The 18,983-nt window shown below is 68.5% G+C and carries 14 protein-coding genes; 7 read left to right on the top strand and 7 right to left on the bottom strand.

What is annotated here, in order from left to right:
- Positions 1 to 3 precede the first annotated feature (3 nt).
- From ACTWPT_RS00620 to ACTWPT_RS00610, 3 genes are all read left to right on the top strand, one after another.
- On the top strand, positions 4 to 999 hold the full coding sequence (locus ACTWPT_RS00620; RefSeq protein ID WP_443175213.1) for a LacI family DNA-binding transcriptional regulator: 996 nt from the start codon (positions 4 to 6) through the stop codon (positions 997 to 999).
- 65 nt (positions 1,000 to 1,064) lie between these two features.
- Positions 1,065 to 2,312, top strand: a complete 1,248-nt coding sequence (locus tag ACTWPT_RS00615; protein WP_443175212.1) for a phospholipase D-like domain-containing protein — start codon at positions 1,065 to 1,067, stop codon at positions 2,310 to 2,312.
- Positions 2,309 to 3,178 (top strand): phosphotransferase family protein, encoded by an 870-nt coding sequence (locus ACTWPT_RS00610; protein WP_443175211.1) that lies wholly within the window; start codon positions 2,309 to 2,311, stop codon positions 3,176 to 3,178. Before ACTWPT_RS00615 ends, ACTWPT_RS00610 begins: the two co-directional genes overlap by 4 nt.
- Here the strand turns inward: ACTWPT_RS00610 and ACTWPT_RS00605 are convergent, their stop codons facing one another.
- Complete coding sequence (locus ACTWPT_RS00605) at positions 3,179 to 3,940, bottom strand: SDR family NAD(P)-dependent oxidoreductase (RefSeq protein ID WP_443175210.1); 762 nt, start codon at positions 3,938 to 3,940, stop codon at positions 3,179 to 3,181.
- A 61-nt stretch (positions 3,941 to 4,001) separates the two neighbouring features.
- Here ACTWPT_RS00605 and ACTWPT_RS00600 point away from each other — a divergent pair, with 61 nt between their 5' ends.
- Entirely contained in the window at positions 4,002 to 4,880 is an 879-nt protein-coding gene (locus tag ACTWPT_RS00600; protein ID WP_443175209.1) for a LysR family transcriptional regulator, read from the top strand.
- Here the strand turns inward: ACTWPT_RS00600 and ACTWPT_RS00595 are convergent.
- The 5 genes from ACTWPT_RS00595 to ACTWPT_RS00575 all read right to left on the bottom strand — a co-directional run bounded on the left by ACTWPT_RS00595 (position 4,877) and on the right by ACTWPT_RS00575 (position 10,627).
- Positions 4,877 to 6,400 carry a glycoside hydrolase family 13 protein gene (locus ACTWPT_RS00595; protein WP_443175208.1) on the bottom strand — a complete coding sequence of 508 codons (1,524 nt, stop codon included), beginning with the start codon at positions 6,398 to 6,400 and terminating at the stop codon, positions 4,877 to 4,879. The two genes, ACTWPT_RS00600 and ACTWPT_RS00595, sit on opposite strands and share 4 nt — an antisense overlap.
- A 4-nt stretch (positions 6,401 to 6,404) precedes the next feature.
- Positions 6,405 to 7,331, bottom strand: coding sequence for a carbohydrate ABC transporter permease (locus ACTWPT_RS00590; protein ID WP_443175207.1), 927 nt, complete (start codon positions 7,329 to 7,331; stop codon positions 6,405 to 6,407).
- On the bottom strand, positions 7,328 to 8,194 hold the full coding sequence (locus ACTWPT_RS00585; RefSeq protein ID WP_327585004.1) for a carbohydrate ABC transporter permease: 867 nt from the start codon (positions 8,192 to 8,194) through the stop codon (positions 7,328 to 7,330). The genes ACTWPT_RS00590 and ACTWPT_RS00585 overlap by 4 nt, the downstream gene beginning before the upstream one ends.
- Before the next feature lie 5 nt (positions 8,195 to 8,199).
- Positions 8,200 to 9,444 (bottom strand): extracellular solute-binding protein, encoded by a 1,245-nt coding sequence (locus ACTWPT_RS00580; protein WP_443175206.1) that lies wholly within the window; start codon positions 9,442 to 9,444, stop codon positions 8,200 to 8,202.
- 193 nt (positions 9,445 to 9,637) lie between these two features.
- Complete coding sequence (locus ACTWPT_RS00575; protein ID WP_443175205.1) at positions 9,638 to 10,627, bottom strand: LacI family DNA-binding transcriptional regulator; 990 nt, start codon at positions 10,625 to 10,627, stop codon at positions 9,638 to 9,640.
- Positions 10,628 to 10,908: 281 nt separating this feature from the next.
- Here ACTWPT_RS00575 and ACTWPT_RS00570 point away from each other — a divergent pair, with 281 nt between their 5' ends.
- The 3 genes from ACTWPT_RS00570 (at position 10,909) to ACTWPT_RS00560 (ending at position 17,939) form a co-directional block, all read left to right on the top strand.
- The gene (locus ACTWPT_RS00570; RefSeq protein ID WP_443175204.1) at positions 10,909 to 14,145 is read left to right on the top strand and encodes a discoidin domain-containing protein; all 3,237 of its coding nucleotides are present in this window, start codon (positions 10,909 to 10,911) and stop codon (positions 14,143 to 14,145) included.
- 288 nt (positions 14,146 to 14,433) lie between these two features.
- Positions 14,434 to 15,279, top strand: coding sequence for an FAD binding domain-containing protein (locus tag ACTWPT_RS00565; RefSeq protein WP_443175203.1), 846 nt, complete (start codon positions 14,434 to 14,436; stop codon positions 15,277 to 15,279).
- 5 nt (positions 15,280 to 15,284) lie between these two features.
- Positions 15,285 to 17,939 (top strand): molybdopterin-dependent oxidoreductase, encoded by a 2,655-nt coding sequence (locus tag ACTWPT_RS00560; RefSeq protein WP_443175202.1) that lies wholly within the window; start codon positions 15,285 to 15,287, stop codon positions 17,937 to 17,939.
- 14 nt (positions 17,940 to 17,953) lie between these two features.
- Here the strand turns inward: ACTWPT_RS00560 and ACTWPT_RS00555 are convergent, their stop codons facing one another.
- The gene (locus ACTWPT_RS00555; RefSeq protein ID WP_443175201.1) at positions 17,954 to 18,826 is read right to left on the bottom strand and encodes a sugar kinase; all 873 of its coding nucleotides are present in this window, start codon (positions 18,824 to 18,826) and stop codon (positions 17,954 to 17,956) included.
- Between the last annotated feature and the right edge of the window lie 157 nt (positions 18,827 to 18,983).

Raw genomic sequence — 18,983 nt, 5'->3', positions numbered from 1 at the left:
CTCATGAGACGCCCGACCCTGGAGGCGGTCGCCGCCCGGGCGGGGGTCTCGCGTGCCACCGCCTCCCGCGTGGTCAACGGGCAGACGACGGTGGCACCGGACATCCGCGACGCCGTGCTGCGCGCGATCGACGAGCTGGGCTACGTCCCCAACTCGGCCGCGCGCAGCCTGGTGACCCAGCGCACCGACTCCATCGCGCTGGTCATCAGCGAGCCCGGCACCAGGGTCTTCTCCGACGACCCGTGGTTCTCCATGGCGATCAGGTCGGCGTCGGTGGAGCTGGAGGAGGCCAACAAGCAGGTCGTGCTGATGCTGGCGTCCAACGCCAAGAGCCACGCCCGGGTGGAGCGCTACATCGCGGGCGGGCACGTGGACGGGGTCATGCTGATCTCCATGCACGGCGCCGACCCGCTGCCGTCGGCACTGTCGCGCCTGCGCGTCCCCGTCGTCTCGTACGGGCGACCCGCCGTCCCCGTGAACATCCCTTACGTCGACAACGACAATCAGGGCGGCGCGGAGGCCGGGGTCAGGCACCTGGTGGAGCAGGGACGGCGCCGGATCGCGACGATCGCGGGACCCCAGGACATGATCGCCGGCCAGGACCGGCTGGCCGGCTACCGTAACGTGCTGCGCGACTCCGACCTCCGCTCCATCGTCGCGGTCGGCGACTTCACCCGCGAGTCGGGTGCGGTCGCGATGCGCCAGTTGCTCGGCGACGACCCGTCGCTGGACGCCGTCTTCGTGGCCAACGACCTGATGGCGGTCGGCGCCCTGCAGTCGTTGCGCCAGGCCGGCCGCCGGGTGCCCGACGACGTGGCCGTGGTGGGCTTCGACGACATCGAGGCCGCGAAATACACCGAGCCGCCGCTGACGACGCTCAGGCACCCGGTGATCGAGCAGGCGGCCGCCATGGTCCGGCTGCTGCTCGGCCTGTTCGAGGACGGCCCGGCGGACCCGGTGATCCTGCCGACGGAGCTCGTGATTCGCGAGTCGGCTTGACTCATTGACAAATCCGGCCGTTGACGCGATCTTGTCGTGAGCGCTGCCTGCCCGAAGGGACACCCATGCGCCGGATCGTTCTCGCGTTATGCCTGCTCGCGGGCGGCCTGTTGATCGGCACGCGGCCCGCGTCGGCCGACGTCACGGGGCCGCCCGTGCTCAACGCACCGGTGTTCAACGACCCGACCGCGGACTCGGGCGTGGCCGGCGTCCCGAGCGAGCGGCAGTCGGCCGTCATGGACCAGCTGATCAGGCTGATCAAGGCGGTGCCGGCCGGCGGGGAGATCCGCTTCGTGATGCACGAGTTCGCCCCAGGTCACCGCTCCAGCGAAGTGGCCGACGCGCTGATCGCCGCCCACGGGCGGGGCGTGCAGGTGAAGGTGATCCTCGACAGCCTGGAGAACGGCGTCAACGACGCGGTGACCACCACGTTGCGTGCCGCGCTCGGCAGCTCGGAGTCGGCCGGGTCGTGGGTGATCCGCTGCGAATATCCCGACGAGTCCGCCGTGGACCGCGGCTGCATCGCCAGGAACTACATGCACAGCAAGTTCGCGCTGTTCTCCAGCATCGTGGTGAACGGCACTTCGCAGGCCAACGTGGTCTTCCAAACCTCCTCGAACCTGTCCGACTGGTACCTGTACAACTCCTTCAACGACGCGTACACGTTCACGGACGCCACCGTCTACAACGCCTACCGCACGTACTTCGCGGATCTCCAGTCCGGCCGGCGCAAGGCCGTGAACCCCGGCTACTACTGGACCACGCCCACGGGGACCACCAACCGGGCCACGTTCATGCCCAGGCTGGTCACGGATCCCGACCCCATCGTCTCCATCCTGAAGCTGATCGAGTGCAGCTACCGCGACACGGACGGCGTCACCCGGCAGACCGACATCCGCATGGCGCTGACCGCGTTCAACAAGAACCGCGTGGCGATCGCGAACGAGCTGGTCCGGCTGCGCGGCGAGAACTGCTGGATCGACATCGTTTACTACGAGAACGCCACCGGCGCCACGTCCAAGAACGTCGACGACACGATCCGGCAGACGCTCGCGAAGACCGTCAACGGCAGGACCATCCAGGTCACCCCGTGCCGGTTCCGGGTGGGGACGCGGGACGTGGTGACGCACAACAAGGTCATGATGATCGACGGCTTCTACGACGACGACATCACACCCCGGGTCTACACGGGAAGCGCTAACTTCACGTACATGGAGAACTCTGACGACTCCTTCGTGCGGATCTCGGGGCGCGGCATCCACAGCCAGTATCTGTCGTGGTTCTACGGTCTCCGATCGGCCTGCCAGACGTGATCTCCAGCGGCTCGGCCGTGGCGGCCGCCGTCGCCGTGGCCGAGGAGCACGGTGTGCGGGTGCGGGAGCCCGTGGTGCTCAAGGACTCGTTCAACCTGCGGATCCACCTGCGGCCCGCGCCGGTCGTGGCGCGGGTGCCGACGGTCACGGCGCTCGGCCGGCCGCGTCCCGCGGACGTGCTGCGGCGGGAGCTGGAGGTCGTCTCCTACCTGTGCGGGGTGGGTGCGCCGGTGGTGCCGCCGAGCGACCTGCTGCCCGCGGGGCCGCATCTGCGGGACGGGGTCGTGGTGTCCTTCTGGACCCATGTCGAGCACGATGAGGACTACGCGGTCACGCCGGAGCAGGCCGGGCGGGGGCTCGCGGCACTGCATCAGGCCCTGCGAGGGTTTCCCGGCCGCTTGCCGTACCTCTGGCCGGTGCTGGACGAGCCCGCCCGGCTGCTGGACCTGCTCGTCGACGGCCAGGTCGAGGCAGGCGCGCTGGGGCGGCTGCGCGACGCCTGCGGCGAGCTGGCCGACCGGGTGGAGGGCGCGGCCGGCCAGGCCGTTCATGGGGACGCGCACCCGGGTAACCTGCTCGCCACGTCGTCCGGGCTGCTGTGGAACGACTTCGAGGAGACCATGGCCGCGCCCGTCGAGTGGGATCTGGCCTGCCTGCTCCGCACGACCAGGCTCGACGGGCGGGCGGCCGTGCGGGCCTACGGCGCCGATCCCGACGATCCGGGGTTGCGGGCCTTCCTGGCGGCGCGCGGGCTGCAGGGCACGCTGTGGATGCTGGTCAGGGCGTTGCGTTTCCCTTCGGAGGCGGGCACGGCGCGGGCGGCGCTCGAGGCATGGCTCCGCGACCCGAGCGGCGCCACCCGTTGATCAGACGGGCACCACGCCACCGTGGGGGCCGAGGAAGTAGCCGCCGGTGACGTCCAGGACATGGCCGGTGATCCAGCGGGAGTCCTCCCCGGCGAGCAGGGCCACCGCGTCGGCGATGTCCTCAGGGCGGCCGATGCGGCCCAGGGCGGTGACGTCGGTGACCTGCTGCTCGGCCACGCCGTCGTGGTCTTCACGGAGCCAGGCGTTCATGTCGGTCTCCGTGACGCCCGGCGAGACGGTGTTCACGGTGATGTTCCTGGCGCCGAGGATGGGAGCCAGGCTGAAGCCGAGGGTGTCGAGTGCGCCCTTGGTCATGGAGTAGACGAGGTCGGGCAGGGCGATGCGGACGACGGCCGAGGAGATGTTGATGATCCGGCCGCCGTCGTTCAGCAGCGGCAGGGAGCGTTCGATGATGAAGTACGGCGCCCGCACGTTCACGGCGAAGACCTGGTCAAAACGCTCCTCCGTCACCGTGCCCAGGGTCCCGGCCAGGATGGCCGCGTTGTTCACCACGATGTCCAGGCGCTCTTCCCTGATCCCCTCGAACAAGGCGTCGACGCCGTCCTCGAAGGCGGCCCGCACCGCGTACGCCTCCCCGCCCGCCCGCTCGATCGCCGCCACCGTCTCCTTGGCGAGGTCGTCGTTGCGTGCGTAATGGGCGATCACGCGGGCGCCGTCGGCGGCGAGGCGTAGGGCGATGGCGCGTCCGATGCCGCGCGAGGCCCCGGTCACCAGTGCGGTCTTTCCTGACAGATCATTCATGGCTTCATCGTGGGGCGCGACTCCCGTACCCGTCCAAGACCGGCTGTTATAGCTTCTTGCTATGGATGCCCATATCCGGGATCTGCGGTATTTCGTGGCGGTGGCGGAGGAGCTGAGCTTCACGCGGGCGGCCACCGAGCGGCTGTTCATCTCGCAACCCTCGTTGAGCAGGCAGATCAGGCAACTGGAGCTGTCCATGCGGGCGAAGTTGTTCGAGCGTGACCGGCGTACGGTGGCGCTGACCGCCGCAGGAGCGGCGCTGCTGCCGATGGCCCGGCAGATCATCGAGCAGTGGGAGGGCGCGCAGCGGGCCGTGGCGGTGGCGCGCGAGGACCGGATCCTGGTCGTGGGGTTCCAGACGCGGATCGGGCGCGGGCTCGTGCCGTCCATCACGGCCGCCCTGCCCGAGTGGGATCTGCGTTTCCGTCAGGTGCCGTGGCGCGACCCCACCGTGGGCCTGGGTGACGGGCAGGTCGACGTGGCCGTCGCCTGGCTGCCCATGCCCGGCGACGGAGACTATTCCTGGACGGTCGTGAGCACCGAGGACCGGTGGGTGGCGCTGCCGGCCGGGCATCGGCTCACCTCCCATGCCGTGGTCGGGTTCGCCGAGCTCACCGGGGAGCCTTTCGTGGCGCTGCCGGTCTCGGCCGGGCCAATGAGGGACTTCTGGCTGGCCAACGATCAGCGCTCCGCGCCGGCCGTGGTGGGGGCGGAGGCGGAGACGGCCGAGGAGGCGTTCGAGCTCGTCGCTTCGGGGCGGGCCGTGGCGCTGGTGTCGGCAGGGAACGCGGAGCTGTACCGCCGGGACGACGTGGTCTGCCGGCCGGTCGCCGGGCTGCCGCCGAGCACGTTGGCCGTTGTCTGGCGGCGCGACGATCGGCGGCGGGCAGTGCGGGCGTTGGTGGAGAAATTCGTCAGCTGCATGTGCGTGTCGCCTTAGCACCCGTCATCGTCGGCGAGCCAGACCGTGGTGTCGCTGGGGAGGGCACCGTCCTCCAGCGGGCCGCTGGCCAGGACGACCTGGCCCGGCGGCAGGCGCACCGGGTCTGGACCCAGGTTGACGACGCAGGTCAGGTCCGAGTCGCGGCGGAAGGCCAGGACCTGCTCGCCCATCGGGAGCCAGCTCATGGTCCCGTCCCCCGCCGACTCCCGGCGGATGCGCAACGCCGTGCGGTACAGGTTGAGCATCGAACCCAGGTCCGTACGCTGGGCCTCGGCCGTCAGCTTGCGCCAGCTCTCGGGTTGAGGGAGCCACGGCGTGCCGGCGCCGAAGCCGAACGGCGGCTCCTCCCCCGACCAGGGCAGCGGGACCCGGCAGCCGTCCCGGCCGGGGTTGGTCCCGCCGGACCTGGCGTACATCGGGTCCTGGCGCAGCTCGTCCGGAAGGTCCTCCACCTCCGGCAGCCCCAGCTCCTCCCCCTGGTAGACGTAGACCGAGCCGGGCAGCGCCATCGACAACAACGCGGCCGCGCGGGCACGCCGGTAGCCGAGCTCCAGGTCGGACGGGGTGCCGTGGAGGCGGCCGCCGTGCTGGAACGCGGTGTCGGCGCGGCCGTAGCGGGTGACCGGCCTGGTCACGTCGTGGTTGGACAACACCCAGGTCGGCGGGGCGCCGATGGGGGTGTGGGTAGCCAGGGTCAGGTCGATCACGCGGCGTAGCTCGGCCGCCTCCCACGGGCAGGACAGGAAGTCGAAGTTGAACGCCGTGTGCAGCTCGTCAGGGCGAAGATAGCGGGCGAAACGCTCCTGGTCGGGGAGCCAGACCTCGCCGATCAGGACCCGCTCGCCGTACTCGTCGGCCACCTCGCGCCACCGGCGGTAGACGTCGTGAACCTCGTCGAGGTCTTCGTACGCGCTGTCGGACTTGAACAGCAGGGCCGCCGAGTCGATGCGGAATCCGTCCACACCGCGGTCGAACCAGAACCGCAGCACGTCCTCGAACTCCCGATGCACGTCGGGGTTGGCCCAGTTGAAGTCCGGCTGCTCGGGGGCGAACAGGTGCAGGTACCACTGCCCGTTGGGCACCCGCGTCCAGGCCGAGCCGCCGAAGATCGACTGCCAGTCGTTCAGCGGCTCGTCGGCGAACCAGAACCGGTCTCTGGCCGCCGGGTTCGCCAGCGCCTCTTGGAACCAGGCGCTCCGCGTCGAGCTGTGATTCGGCACCACGTCGATGATGACCTTGATGTCGAGCTCGTGGGCCTCCTCGATGAACCGCTCGGCCTCGGCCAGCGTGCCGAAGACCGGCTCGATGTCCCGGTAGTCGGCCACGTCGTAGCCGCCGTCGGCCATCGGCGACGGATACCACGGGTTGAGCCAGATCGCGTCGATCCCGAGGTCCTTCAGATAGGGCAGACGGGAGCGCAGGCCGGCGAGGTCGCCCACGCCGTCTCCGTTCCCGTCTGCGAAGCTCCGCAGGTAGACCTGGTAGATCGCGGCCTCCCGCCACCACGTTTGCGACATGCGCTCATCCCTTGATGCTTCCGGCGGTCAGGCCCGCCATGATGTGCCGTTGGAAGACGAAGAAAACGATGATCATGGGGATACTGGCGATGACCAGACCGCCCATGACCTGGTTCTGGGTTACCGCCCCGGCCGTCTGCGACAGGCCCACGCTGATCGTCATCTTCTCGCTGTCGGTCATGACCAGCAGCGGCAGGACGAAGTCCTTGAACGCGGTGACGATCGTGAAGATGGACACCACACCGAGAATCGGCCGGGAGACCGGCAGCACCACCGACCACAGGACCCTCAAGGGCCCCGCGCCGTCGATCTGCGCTGCCTCGATCAGCTCCCGCGGTATGGAGTCGAAGAAACGCTTGAGCAGGAAGATGTTGAAGCCGTTGGCCGCCGCGGGGAACCACAATCCCCACGGATTGTTGAGCAATCCCAGGTCCACGATCGTGACGTAGAGCGGGATGAGGATCACCATCGGCGGGATCATCAGCGTGGCCAGCATCGCGCCGAGGATGACGTTGCCGAACATGGGCCGCAGCTTCGACAACGCGTACGCGGCCGTGACGTCCACCGCCATGCAGAACAGCCAGGCTCCCAGCGAGTAGTAGGCGGTGTTCGCCAGCAGCGTGCCGATGTCGAACAGCTCCCACGCCTCGAAGAAGTTGCCGAACGCCGGATCCTCGGGGAAGAGCGTCGGCGGCATCTGGGCGATCTCCTCCGGCGTCTTCATGGCGCCGGAGACCATCCAGTAGAGCGGGAAGACGAAGGCCAGGGTGCACAGGACCACGACCGCGACCAGGACGAGCCAGTAGATCCGCCGTCCCCACCGGCTGTTGAGCTGGTGCGGTGAGACGATCGTGCGGAACTGGACGTGGATGGGCTTAGGCGCCCTCTTGCGGCGCCGCCCGGCCGCCACGCGGGTATCGATGGCGATCACGCCTTGTCCTCCCGTGTCGTACGAAGCTGGACGGCGGCGAAGACGAGCAGCGCGAGCATGAGGAGCATGCCGAGCGCCCCGGCCTGGCCGTAGTTCATCTGCGAGAAGGCGAACTGGTACATCAGGTACGCCACGCTCACGGTCGCGTTCTCCGGGCCGCCGCCGGTGAGCATGTACGGCTCGATGAACACCTGCATGGTCGCCACGATCTGCAGCATGAGCATGAGCAGCAGAATCAGCCGCGTCTGCGGGATCGTGACATGCCTGACGCGCTTGAGTATCCCGGCCCCGTCGAGCTCGGCGGCCTCGTACAGCTCGGACGGGATGTTCTGCAGCGCGGCGAGATAGATCAGCGTTGCGCTGCCCATGTTCATCCAGGTCGAGACGAGGACGAGCGAGATCAGCGCGGTCGAGGAACTGTCCAGCCAGGCCAGCGGCGGCAGGTGGAGGAAGCCGAGTATCTGATTGAACAGCCCGGGCCCTGGATCGTAGAACCACTGGAACAACAGCACCGCCACGATCGGCGGCAGCATGACCGGCAGGTAGACCACGAACCTGAGGTAGGCCCGGGCGTGGCGCAGCTCGTTGAGCACGAGCGCGACGACGAACGGCACGGCGTAGCCGCACAGCAGCGCGAGCACCGTGAACTCCACGGTGTTCAGCCAGGCCTCGCCGAAGGCCGGGTCCTGGACTGCGGCCTTGAAGTTGTCCAGTCCGACCCAGGTCGGCGGGTTGATCAGGTCGGTCTTCTGGAAGCTCAGAATGAACTCCCTGACCATCGGATACCAGGCGAACACCGTGAAGCAGAGCAGTGCCGCGCAGAGGAACCCGTAGGCCGTCAGGTTGCGCCTCACGATTCCCATCAAGGTCAGCCCTTGGCCGCCAGCATCGTGTTGGCCTTGGTCTCGGCGTCGGCCAGCAACTGGTCGATGTTCGCGTCCTTGCGACTGAGCACGCCGGACATGACCACGTCGAGGATGGCGTACAGCTCCTGGGCGTGCACGGGCTCGGCCTTCGGCGGGATGGCGGCCGCGGCCTGCACGTACGGCTCGTAGTTCGCGACCGGCAGCGAGGCGTTCTTGGCCCGCTCTGCCTGGATGGCCTTGCCGGTGGCCGAGTCGCCATATACGTCGTTGTCGGGCACGCCGACCGGGTTGCCGTTGGCCTTGCCACGGGCGAAGTCGAAGCGGCCCTTGCCGACGGTGTTGAAACGGAAGTCGATCCACGCCATGCCCGCCTTGGCCTGCTCGGGCGTGGCCTTCGGGTTGATCATGTACGCCTCGCCGCCGCTCAGCGAAGCCTTGGCCTCGGGGAAACCGGTGATGCCGTAGTCGGCGACGTTGCCCTTGAACTTGTTGACCACGTCGGTGACCACGTCGGGGGCACCCAGCATCATGCCGACCTTGCCGCTGCCCATCGCCATCATCAGCGACTCCCAGCCGACCAGGAGCTTGCTGCCCATGCTGTTGTCGACCCAGCGCATGTCGTGCAGGTTCTGCAGCACGGCCTTGCCCTCGGGAGAGTTGAAGGCGGCCTTCTTGTCGTCCGGCGTGAGGATGCTTCCGCCGCGGCCGTAGATGGCCTGGGTGAAGTGCCAGCCGCCGGTGTTGCCGCCGGAGTACTCGCCGTAGCCCACGTGGCCGGGGCCGAGCGCGGCGATCTTCTTGGCCGCCTCGCGAACTTCGGCCCACGTCTTGGGCGGGGTGTTCGGGTCGAGGCCGGCCTTGGTGAACAGGGCACGGTTGTAGACCAGGCCGACGCTGTAGTGCACGTTGGGGACGCCGTAGATCTTGCCGCCCTTGGTGACCAGTTCGCGTACGTCGGGGCGCAGGTCGTTCCAGTTCTTGATCGTGCTGGTGTACGGGGTGATGTCCAGTGCCTGGCCTTGGGCGATGACGTCGTTGTAGTTGGTGACGGGGATCACGAAGACGGTCTCCATCTGGCCGCCCGCCAGCTTGGGACCGAATGTCTTGGGGTCGAAGCACGGCTGCTGATCCGTGCTCTTGACCGTCACGCCGGGGTGCGCCTTCATGAACTCGGCCACGTCGGCGTCCCAAGCCTGCCGCTCCTTGGGCGCGGATTTGGCGGGCTGGCAGGCCACCGTGATCGTCACGGAGTTCGAGGCCGATGACGAAGGCGCTTCGCTGGAGCCGCAGGCTGTGGCCGAGACGCCGATCACGGAAACAAGTAAGAGGCCGGTGGATCTCCGCATTGGTCTGACCCTTCTGATGCGAGGTGCCCACACCATAGGATCGGCGACCGAAGTGCGCAATATTTCGACGGACTATTGCAAGATAACGACTGGATTACGCGCGAGCTCGGGCGGTGGAGGCGCGGACCACCAGCTCGGGCTCGAACAGCAGCTCGTCGGCCGGCACCGCCGCCTTGTCGATCTGCGCGATCAGCAGGTCCACCACGGCTCTGCCCATGGCGTCGATCGGCTGGCGGACCGTGGTCAGCGGCGGCTCGGTGCAGTTCATCAGCGCCGAGTCGTCGAAGCCGATGACCGAGATGTCGCCGGGCACGGTCAGCCCGGCGCGCCGGGCCGCACGCACGGTGCCGAGCGCGAGCAGGTCACTGGCGCACACCACACCGGTTACCCCCCGCTTGACGAGTCTGGCCGCGGCCGCGTGCCCGCCTTCCAGCGAGAACATCGTGTGCTCGACCTGCCCCGGGTCGCCACCCTCGGCAAGGAACGTCTCCAGCTTGCGCCGTGACGGCATGTGGTCCTTCGGCCCGAGCACCATGCCGATCCGCTCGTGGCCGAGCGCACGCAGATGCGCGACGGCCATCTCGGCGGCGACCGCATCGTCGCACGACACTTGCGGGAAGTCGAGGTGCTGGACGGCCGCGTTGACCAGGACCGTGGGCAGCTTGCGCTCGTGCAGCAGCTCGTAGTGCCCGTGCGCGGCGTCGGCCTGCGCATATAGCCCGCCGGCGAAGACCACGCCGCTGACCTGCTGCCCGAGCAGCAGGTCCACGTAGTCGGCCTCGGAGACACCGCCGACCGTGCGCGTGCAGAGCACCGAGGTGAATCCCTGCTGCGCCAGGGCGCCGCCGACCACTTCCGCGAAGGCAGGGAAGATCGGATTCTGCAGCTCGGGGAGCACCAGGCCGACCAGCCTGGCACGATCGCCGCGCAGCTGGGTGGGTCGTTCGTAGCCGAGCACGTCGAGCGCGGTCAGCACGGCCTCGCGGGTCGCGTCGGAGACCCCGGGCTTGCCGTTGAGCACGCGACTCACGGTCGCCTCACTCACCCCGACCTTCTTCGCCACCTCTGCGAGTCGTCGTGTCATGCGCAAACTATACGGCCTGGAACGCAAGCGCTTGCAACGGCTTGCGTGGAGCGAACGTCACGCGTTGCGCCCGTCCACAGCAGTCTTCTTGCCTCCTCCTGCCTTCTTGACCAGCGGACATGGACAGATGAAGCCAGCGACAGTCAGTCCAAATCTTGCGAAATGTCGTCGAAATATTGCGGCCATCTGCTCGACATCCTATGGTTCGGCCATCCGCCTCGTCCGAAGGGCCATCCCCCATGAGAGCTCTGTTCGCCGCCCTTTCGTTAGCCATCGGACTCATGACCGCGCCCTGGGCCGCGCCTGCACAGGCCGCGGCCGACACGAATCTCGCAGCCGGCAAGACGGCCACCGCGAGCAGCTTCAACGACGTCTACCCCGCCGCCAACGCCACCGACGGCAACCAGGCCACCTACTGGGAGTCGGCCAACAACGCCTTCCCGCAGTGGATCCAGGTCGATCTCGGCGTCAGCGCGAGCGTCAACAAACTCGTGCTCAAGCTCCCGTCCGGGTGGCCGAGCCGGACCCAGACGTTGACCGTCCAGGGCAGCACAAACGGCTCCGCCTTCAGCACGATCGTCGCATCGGCGACGTACACGTTCAACCCGACCGGCACGATCACCTTCGCCGCCGCGACCGCCCGCTACGTCCGGCTGCAGATCACCGCGAACACCGGCTGGCCTGCCGGCCAGGTCTCCGAGTTCGAGGTGTGGGGCAGCGCGCCGGACGACCCGCCGCCGGGCGGCGGCGGCAATCTGGCCCTCGGCAAGCCCATCACCGAGTCCTCGCACACCCACACCTACGTGGCCACCAACGCCAACGACGACAACCTCCAGACCTACTGGGAGGGCGCCGCGTATCCCAACACGCTGACCGTGCAGCTCGGCAGCAACGCCGACCTGACCTCGATCACGCTCAAGCTCAACCCGGACCCCGTCTGGGCCAGGCGTACCCAGGCCATCCAGGTCCTCGGCCGTGAGCAGAGCGCCACCGGCTTCAGCAACCTCGTCTCCTCGGCCACGTACACGTTCGACCCGGCCACCGGGAACTCCGTGACGATCCCCGTGACCGCCAAGGTGGCGGACGTTCGGCTGCAGATCACCGCCAACTCCGGCGCGCCGGGCGGCCAGGTGGCCGAGTTCCAGATCTTCGGCACCTCGTCGGCCAATCCCGACCTCACCGTGAGCAACCTCGCGTCGTCCCCGGCCGCGCCGGTCGAGACCGACGCGGTCACGCTCTCGGCCACGGTCAGGAACGCCGGCACCGCGGCCTCCACCGCGACCTCCGTGAACTTCTACGCGGGCACCACCAAGGTCGGCAACGCCAGTGTGGGAGCGCTGGCCGCAGGGGCGTCGGCCACCGTGTCCGCGAACATCGGCGCCAGGGACGCCGGGACCTACCAGCTCTCCGCCAAGGTGGACGAGGACAACCAGGTCGTCGAGCTGAACGAGGCGAACAACACCGCCACCGGCACGCTGACCGTCAGGCCCGTCGACACGGCCGACCTGATCGCCTCCCCCGTCGCCTGGGCGCCGGGCAACCCCGCCGCCGGCACCACGGTGACGTTCTCGGTGGCGATCAAGAACCAGGGCACTGTCGCGTCCAGCAGCGGCTCCCACGGCATCACGCTCACCGTCACGAACGATTCCGGCACCGTCGTCAGGACCCTGACCGGTTCGGTCAGCGGCGCCATCGCGCCCGGCGCCACCACGAGCGCGGTGAGCCTGGGCACGTGGACCGCGGCCAACGGCGAGTACACGGTGAAGACGGTGCTCGCCGACGACGCCAACGAGCTGCCGGTCAAGCACGCCAACAACACCAGCGAGCTGCCACTGTTCGTGGGGCGCGGCGCCAACATGCCGTACGACACCTACGAGGCCGAGGACGCCGTCATCGGCGGCGGTGCCACGCGCGTGGGCCCGAGCAGGGATATCGGCACGATCGCCGGCGAGGCCTCGGGGCGGCGCGCGGTGACGCTCAACCAGACCGGCGCGTACGTCGAGTTCACGACCCGGGCCGACACGAACACCCTGGTCACCCGTTTCTCGATGCCCGATGCCGCGGGTGGCGGCGGTCTCAACTCGACCTTGAACGTCTACGTCGACGGCACCTTCCTCAAGGCCGTCGACCTGACTTCCCGCTACGCCTGGCTCTACGGCGCCGAGGCCAGCCCGAACAACTCGCCCAGTTCGGGGCCGCCCAGGCACATCTACGACGAGGCGAACCTGCTGCTCGGCACCACCGTGCGGGCCGGCAGCAAGATCAGGCTCCAGAAGGACGCGGCCAACGGCCAGACGTACGCGATCGACTTCGTGGACTTCGAGCAGGTGACCCCGATCGCGAATCCCGACCCCGCGACGTACGCCGTACCGACCGGTTTCACGCACCAGGACGTGCAGAACGCGCTCGACCGGGCCCGCATGGACGCCAACCTGGTCGGCGTCTACCTGCCGCAGGGTGACTACCAGACCTCGAGCAAGTTCCAGGTCTACGGCAAGGCCGTCAAGATCGTCGGCGCCGGGCCTTGGTTCACCAGATTCCACTCCCCGGCCGGGCAGGAGAACACCGACGTGGGCTTCCGCACGGAGGCCTCGGCCAACGGCTCGACGTTCGCGAACTTCGCCTACTTCGGCAACTACACCTCACGCATCGATGGCCCCGGCAAGGTCTTCGACTTTTCGAACGTGGCGAACATGACGATTGACAACGTCTGGGCCGAGCACCAGATCTGCCTGTACTGGGGCTCGAACACGGACAACATCACGATCAAGAACTCCCGGATCCGGAACGTGTTCGCCGACGGCCTGAACATGACCAACGGCAGCACCGGCAACCATGTCACCAACATCGAGACCAGGTCCACGGGCGACGACAGCTTCGCGCTGTTCTCGGCCACCGACAACAACCCCGGCGAGCAGACCGGCAACGTCTACGAGAACCTGACCTCGCTGCTCACCTGGCGGGCCGCGGGCGTGGCCGTGTACGGCGGCTACGACAACATGTTCAGGAACATCTACGTCGCGGACACGCTGACATACCCGGGTGTCACGATCAGCTCGCTGGACTTCGGGATCCCCATGCACGGGTTCGGCGCCAGCCCGCCGACGACGTTCGAGAACATCTCGCTGGTCCGGGCCGGCGGGCACTTCTGGGGGCAGCAGACGTTCCCTGCGCTGTGGCTGTTCTCCTCGTCCAAGGTGTTCCAGGGCATCCGCGTCAACAACCTGGACATCGTGGATCCGACGTACAGCGGGATCATGTTCCAGACCGGCTACTCCGGCGGCGCGCCGCTGAACCCGATCAAGGACACGATCCTGACGAACGTGTCGATCAGCGGGGCGCAGAAGAGCGGCGACGCCTTCGACGCGAAGTCCGGGTTCGGCATTTGGGTGAACGAGATGCCCGAGCCGGGACAGGGCCCGGCCGTCGGATCGGCCACGATCAACAACCTGAGGTTCGCCGGCAACTACCAGAACATCAAGAACACGACGACGACCTTCACCCTGACCACGAACTAGAGCTCTGACCTGGTGGGCAAACCCCCGCCAGTCACTGACGCCGGGCACCGCGGCGGCGCTCAACTGCGCCCCGCGGTGCAGGCGTTCCTGCGCCGGCACCACGCCCCTCAGCCGGAGCCACCCAGCCCAGGAAGCCGTGTGCGCTGGTGGATGGCTCGCGCCGCGTCAGCGCGGCGGGCACAGTCCTGGTGCCTGCGTGTTACGTGCTGCTCATCGTGCTCTTCGGCCTGATCACCTGAGCCATGTAAGCTGACAAAACGGATATAACCGGCAAATCGCCTACTAGCCGTGAACGTACCCACCATGGACCTCAACGGGATCACCTCGGTAGTCGACACACCCAGCCGTGCGTTGCAGGCGGCATGGCAGCCGGGCGACGCGTGGCTCGGCGGCGGGACCTGGCTGTTCTCCGAGCCTCAGCCGCAGCTCAACCGGCTCATCGATCTCAAGGGCTTCGGCTGGGAGTCGCTGCGGGTCACGGCGGACGGCCTGGAGATCGGTGCCACGTGCACCTTCGCGGAACTGTCCGGCGCAGGCATGCCCGCGGCGTGGACCGCGAGACCGCTGATCGACCAATGTCGCCAGGCCCTGCTGGGCTCCTTCAAGGTGTGGAACGAGGCCACCGTGGGCGGCAATCTCTGCATGTCGCTGCCCGCGGGCCCCATGATCTCACTGACCGCGGCCCTCGACGCGAGCTGCACGATCTGGACGGCCGACGGGGGCGAACGGCGGGTCGCGGCGGTCGACTTCGTCACCGGACCCGGCCGCAACGTCCTGGGCCCGGGTGAAGTGCTGCGCTCGATCACCCTGCCGGAGTCCGCGCTGCGCTGCCGTACCGCGTTCCGCTGGATCTCGCTGGCCCCGCTGGGCCGCTCCGCGGCACTGCTCATCGGCAGGAGGTCACCTGACGACGGCTCCTTCGTGGTGACGGTGACGGCCTCGACCGTCCGGCCGGTCCAGCTGTCGTTTCCGCGGACACCCGGTTCCGCGGAGCTCCTCGGCGCCCTCGAACACGAAATCCCGCCGGACTCCTACTACGACGACGTGCACGGAACGCCGGAATGGCGCCGGCACATGACGCTCCGTTTCGCCGAGGAGATCCGGCAGGAACTGTCGGCGGACGCCGGGAGGTGACCCGGATGCGGATCGAGGTCAACGGTCAGGTCTTCACCGCTCAGCCTCGTCCTGGGCAGTGCCTGCGCACCCTGCTGAGGGAATTGGGCCTCTTCGGCGTGAAGAAGGGCTGCGACGCGGGCGACTGCGGTGCGTGCACCGTGCACATCGACGGCCGGCCGGTGCACAGTTGCCTGTTCCCCGCGTTCCGCGCGGCCGGGCACCAGGTGACGACGATCGAGGGGCTCTCTTCCGGCGCGCAACTGCATCCACTGCAGCGCGACTTCCTGGCGGCGCAGGGATTCCAGTGCGGCTTCTGCACCGCGGGAATGATCATGACGGTTGCCGCTCTCGATCCGGGCCAGCAGCAGGATCTCCCGCGGTCGCTCAAGGGGAATCTGTGCCGGTGCAGCGGCTACCGCGCGATCGACGACGCCATCCATGGGATCGCTCATGCCGAGGACGCAACGGACCCGGGTGAATCCTGCGGACGGAATCTGCCGGCGCCGGCCGGTCCCGACATCGTGACGGGCGCGGCCCGCTACACCTTGGACGTCGCCATGGAGGGCCTGCTGCACCTCAAACTGCTGCGCTCGCCGCATGCGCACGCCCGGATCGTCGCGATCGACACGAGCGCCGCCCGCGCGGTTCCCGGCGTGCGGGCAGTGTTCACGCACGAGGACGCGCCGAAGCGGCTCTACTCGAGCGGGCGGCACGAGAACCCCGACGACGATCCCTCCGACACGCTGCTGTTCGACGACGTCGTTCGCTTCACCGGGCAGCGGGTCGCAGCCGTGGTGGCCGACAGTGTGGCGGCCGCCGAGGAGGGCTGTCGCCGGCTCGTCGTTGACTACGACGTGATGCCGAGTGTCTTCGACCCCGAAGAGGCGATGGCGCCCGGCTCCCCCCTCCTGCATGGCGACAAGAGCGCCGGCCGGCACATCGCCCGCCCAGAGCGCAACATCGCGGCCGAAGTGCACGGTGACGTCGGCGACGTGGAGGCGGCGTTCGAGCAGGCCGACGCCATTCACGAGCACACCTACGTCAGCCATCGGGTCCAGCACGCGCACCTCGAGACGCACGCCTCGATCGCCTGGGTCGACGAGGCCGGTCGGCTGGTGGTACGCACGAGCAGCCAGGTGCCGTTCCTCACCAAGCGCGCGCTGTGCAGCCTCTTCGATCTTCCAGAAGAGAAGGTGCGCGTGATGTGCGGCCGAGTGGGCGGCGGGTTCGGGGCCAAACAGGAAATGCTGACCGAGGATGTCGTCGCTCTCGCGGCCCTGCGGACCGGACGGCCGGTGCAGCTGGAGTTCACGCGCCAGGAGGAGTTCGAGGCCACCGTGACCCGGCATCCGGTCACCGTGGACGTCAAGGCCGGCGCGCGGAGCGACGGCACACTCACAGCGCTGCGACTGCGGGTCGTGGCCAACACCGGCGCGTACGGCAACCACGCGTGCATCGTGTTCCACGCCTGCAACGAGTCGATCGGTGTCTACCGTTGCGCGAACAAGAAGGTGGACGGATACGCCGTCTACACCAACACCGTCCCCGCCGGCGCCTTCCGCGGCTACGGGCTGAGCCAGGGGGTCTTCGCCGTCGAGTCGGCGATCGACGAACTCGCCCATGAGATCGGCATGGACCCGGTCGCCTTCCGGGAACGCAACATCATCCGGCCCGGCGACGACATGGTGAGCTTCCACACCCCGTCGGCGGACGAGGCCAGGATCGGCAGCTACGGCCTGGACCAGTGCCTGACCCTGGTCGACGAGGCACTGAACCGCGGCAATGGGGCACAACCGCCCGCGGAGGAGGGGTGGTCCGTGGGCAAGGGCGTCGCGCTGTCGATGATCGACACGATTCCACCGCGCGGACACCGGGCCGAGGCACGGATCCGGCTCTTGACCGACGGCGGATACCAGCTCGCGGTCGGCATGGCCGAGTTCGGGAACGGCACGACGACCGTGCACCAGCAGCTCGCTGCCGCCGTGCTCGGCACGACTGTCGACCGGATCCGGATCGAGCAGGCGGACACGGATCACGTCGGCCACGACACCGGCGCCTTCGGCTCGACCGGGACAACGGTCACGGGCCTGGCCGTCACGCGCGCGGCAGAGGCGCTGCGTGACCGCATCGCCGCCGTCGGCGGGCAGCGGGCGGCGCAGGCCGCCGGCAAGGAGCTGCAAGCGGTCGGCACATCCGACGGCGCACCATGTTCGGTGGCGTTCAACGTCCACGGCTTCCGGGTCGCGGTGTGTGCCGGGACCGGTGAGATCAGGATTCTGCAGAGCGTCCACGGGGCGGACGCCGGGCGCGTCATCAATCCGATGCAATGCCGTGGGCAGATCGAGGGCGGTGTCGCACAGGCCCTGGGCGCCGCGCTGTACGAGTCGTTCGTCGTCGACGGGGCCGGCCACGTCACCACGGCGACCTTCCGCAACTACCACATCCCGTCCTTCGGCGACGTGCCGCGAACCGAGGTGTACTTCGCCGAGACGTCCGACGTCCTCGGCCCTCTGGGCGCCAAGTCGATGAGCGAGAGTCCGTTCAACCCGGTGGCTCCCGCGCTCGCCAACGCGGTCCGGGACGCCACCGGTATCCGCTTCGGAACGCTTCCCCTGGCCCGCGATCGCGTCCACGCGGCAACGGCCGCCGATCTCGGAACCCGTGCGAACCCTCGGTGAACCTGATGGCCGGCTTAGAGCTCGGCCCTGGTGGGCAGCCCCTGCCAGTCACTCACGCTGGTCACCGCGGCGGCGCTCAGCAGCGCCCCGCGGTGCAGGCGCTCCTGCGGGGTGAGGCCGTCCAGGGCGGCGCTGATGTAGCCCGCCGCGAACGCCTCCCCCGCGCCCGCCGTGTCCACGATCGGCACCTGCCAGCCCTGTACGTCGTACCGCATCCGGTCCGCCCGCACGCTGGCCCCCTTCGCGCCGCGATCCACGACGACCTCCCGCTCGGGCGTGAGGGCGGGCTTGACCAGGTCGAGCTCGTCCTGGCGGAGGAAGAGCAGGTGCGCGGTGCAGGCCAGCTCGCCGAGCACCTCCTCGGCTTCCCGTACCGATGGCCAGAGCTCGGGGACGTACTCGACGGAGAAGGAGATCATCACGTCGGCGTTCCTGGCGGCGCTGACGGCGGTGCGCACGGCGTCAAGCGCGTCTATGCCGAGGCCGGCTGTGAGGCCGGTGACGTGCAGCATCTTCGACGCGCCTATCCGGTCGATGGGCACGTTGCCGGGCGCGAGCCGCGATCCGGCCGAGCCGGTGCGGTAGTGCGTGACCTTGAGGTCGCGGGCCACGCGGCTCTCCCTGAGCAGGAGCCCCGTGCGCAGCCCCTCGGACACCCGCATGTCCGCCACGTCCACACCCTCACCCTTGAGCACGGTGAGCGCTCTGGCGCCGAGCTCGTCGTCGCCGACCTTGCCCAAGTACGCGCACCGGTGACCGAGCCTGGCCAGCGCCACGGCCAGCGTGAACTCCGGCCCGCACACATCCAGCCTGGCCTCGCTCTCGTGGCGGACCCGGCCGCTGGAGACGACGCCGAGTGGCTCGCCGAGCGTGTACACGTCGGTCATGGGCCAGACTGTAGTAGGTCAAGTCAACCTAAATCGGATTTTTCCGCATAAGTCCTGGTTGCGGCCGTGATCAAATTTTTTCTGTAACTTTAGCCAACCTTTTCCCCATTCCGTGCCTCAAAGTAGTAGAGGGCCGGCCACCCCGGGCCGGCTTCAA

The organism is Nonomuraea sp. 3N208 (assembly GCF_052245935.1).
Lineage (GTDB): Bacteria > Actinomycetota > Actinomycetes > Streptosporangiales > Streptosporangiaceae > Nonomuraea.
The sequence above is the reverse complement of the archived record's forward strand: the minus strand, read 5'-3'. Positions and strand labels throughout refer to the sequence as shown.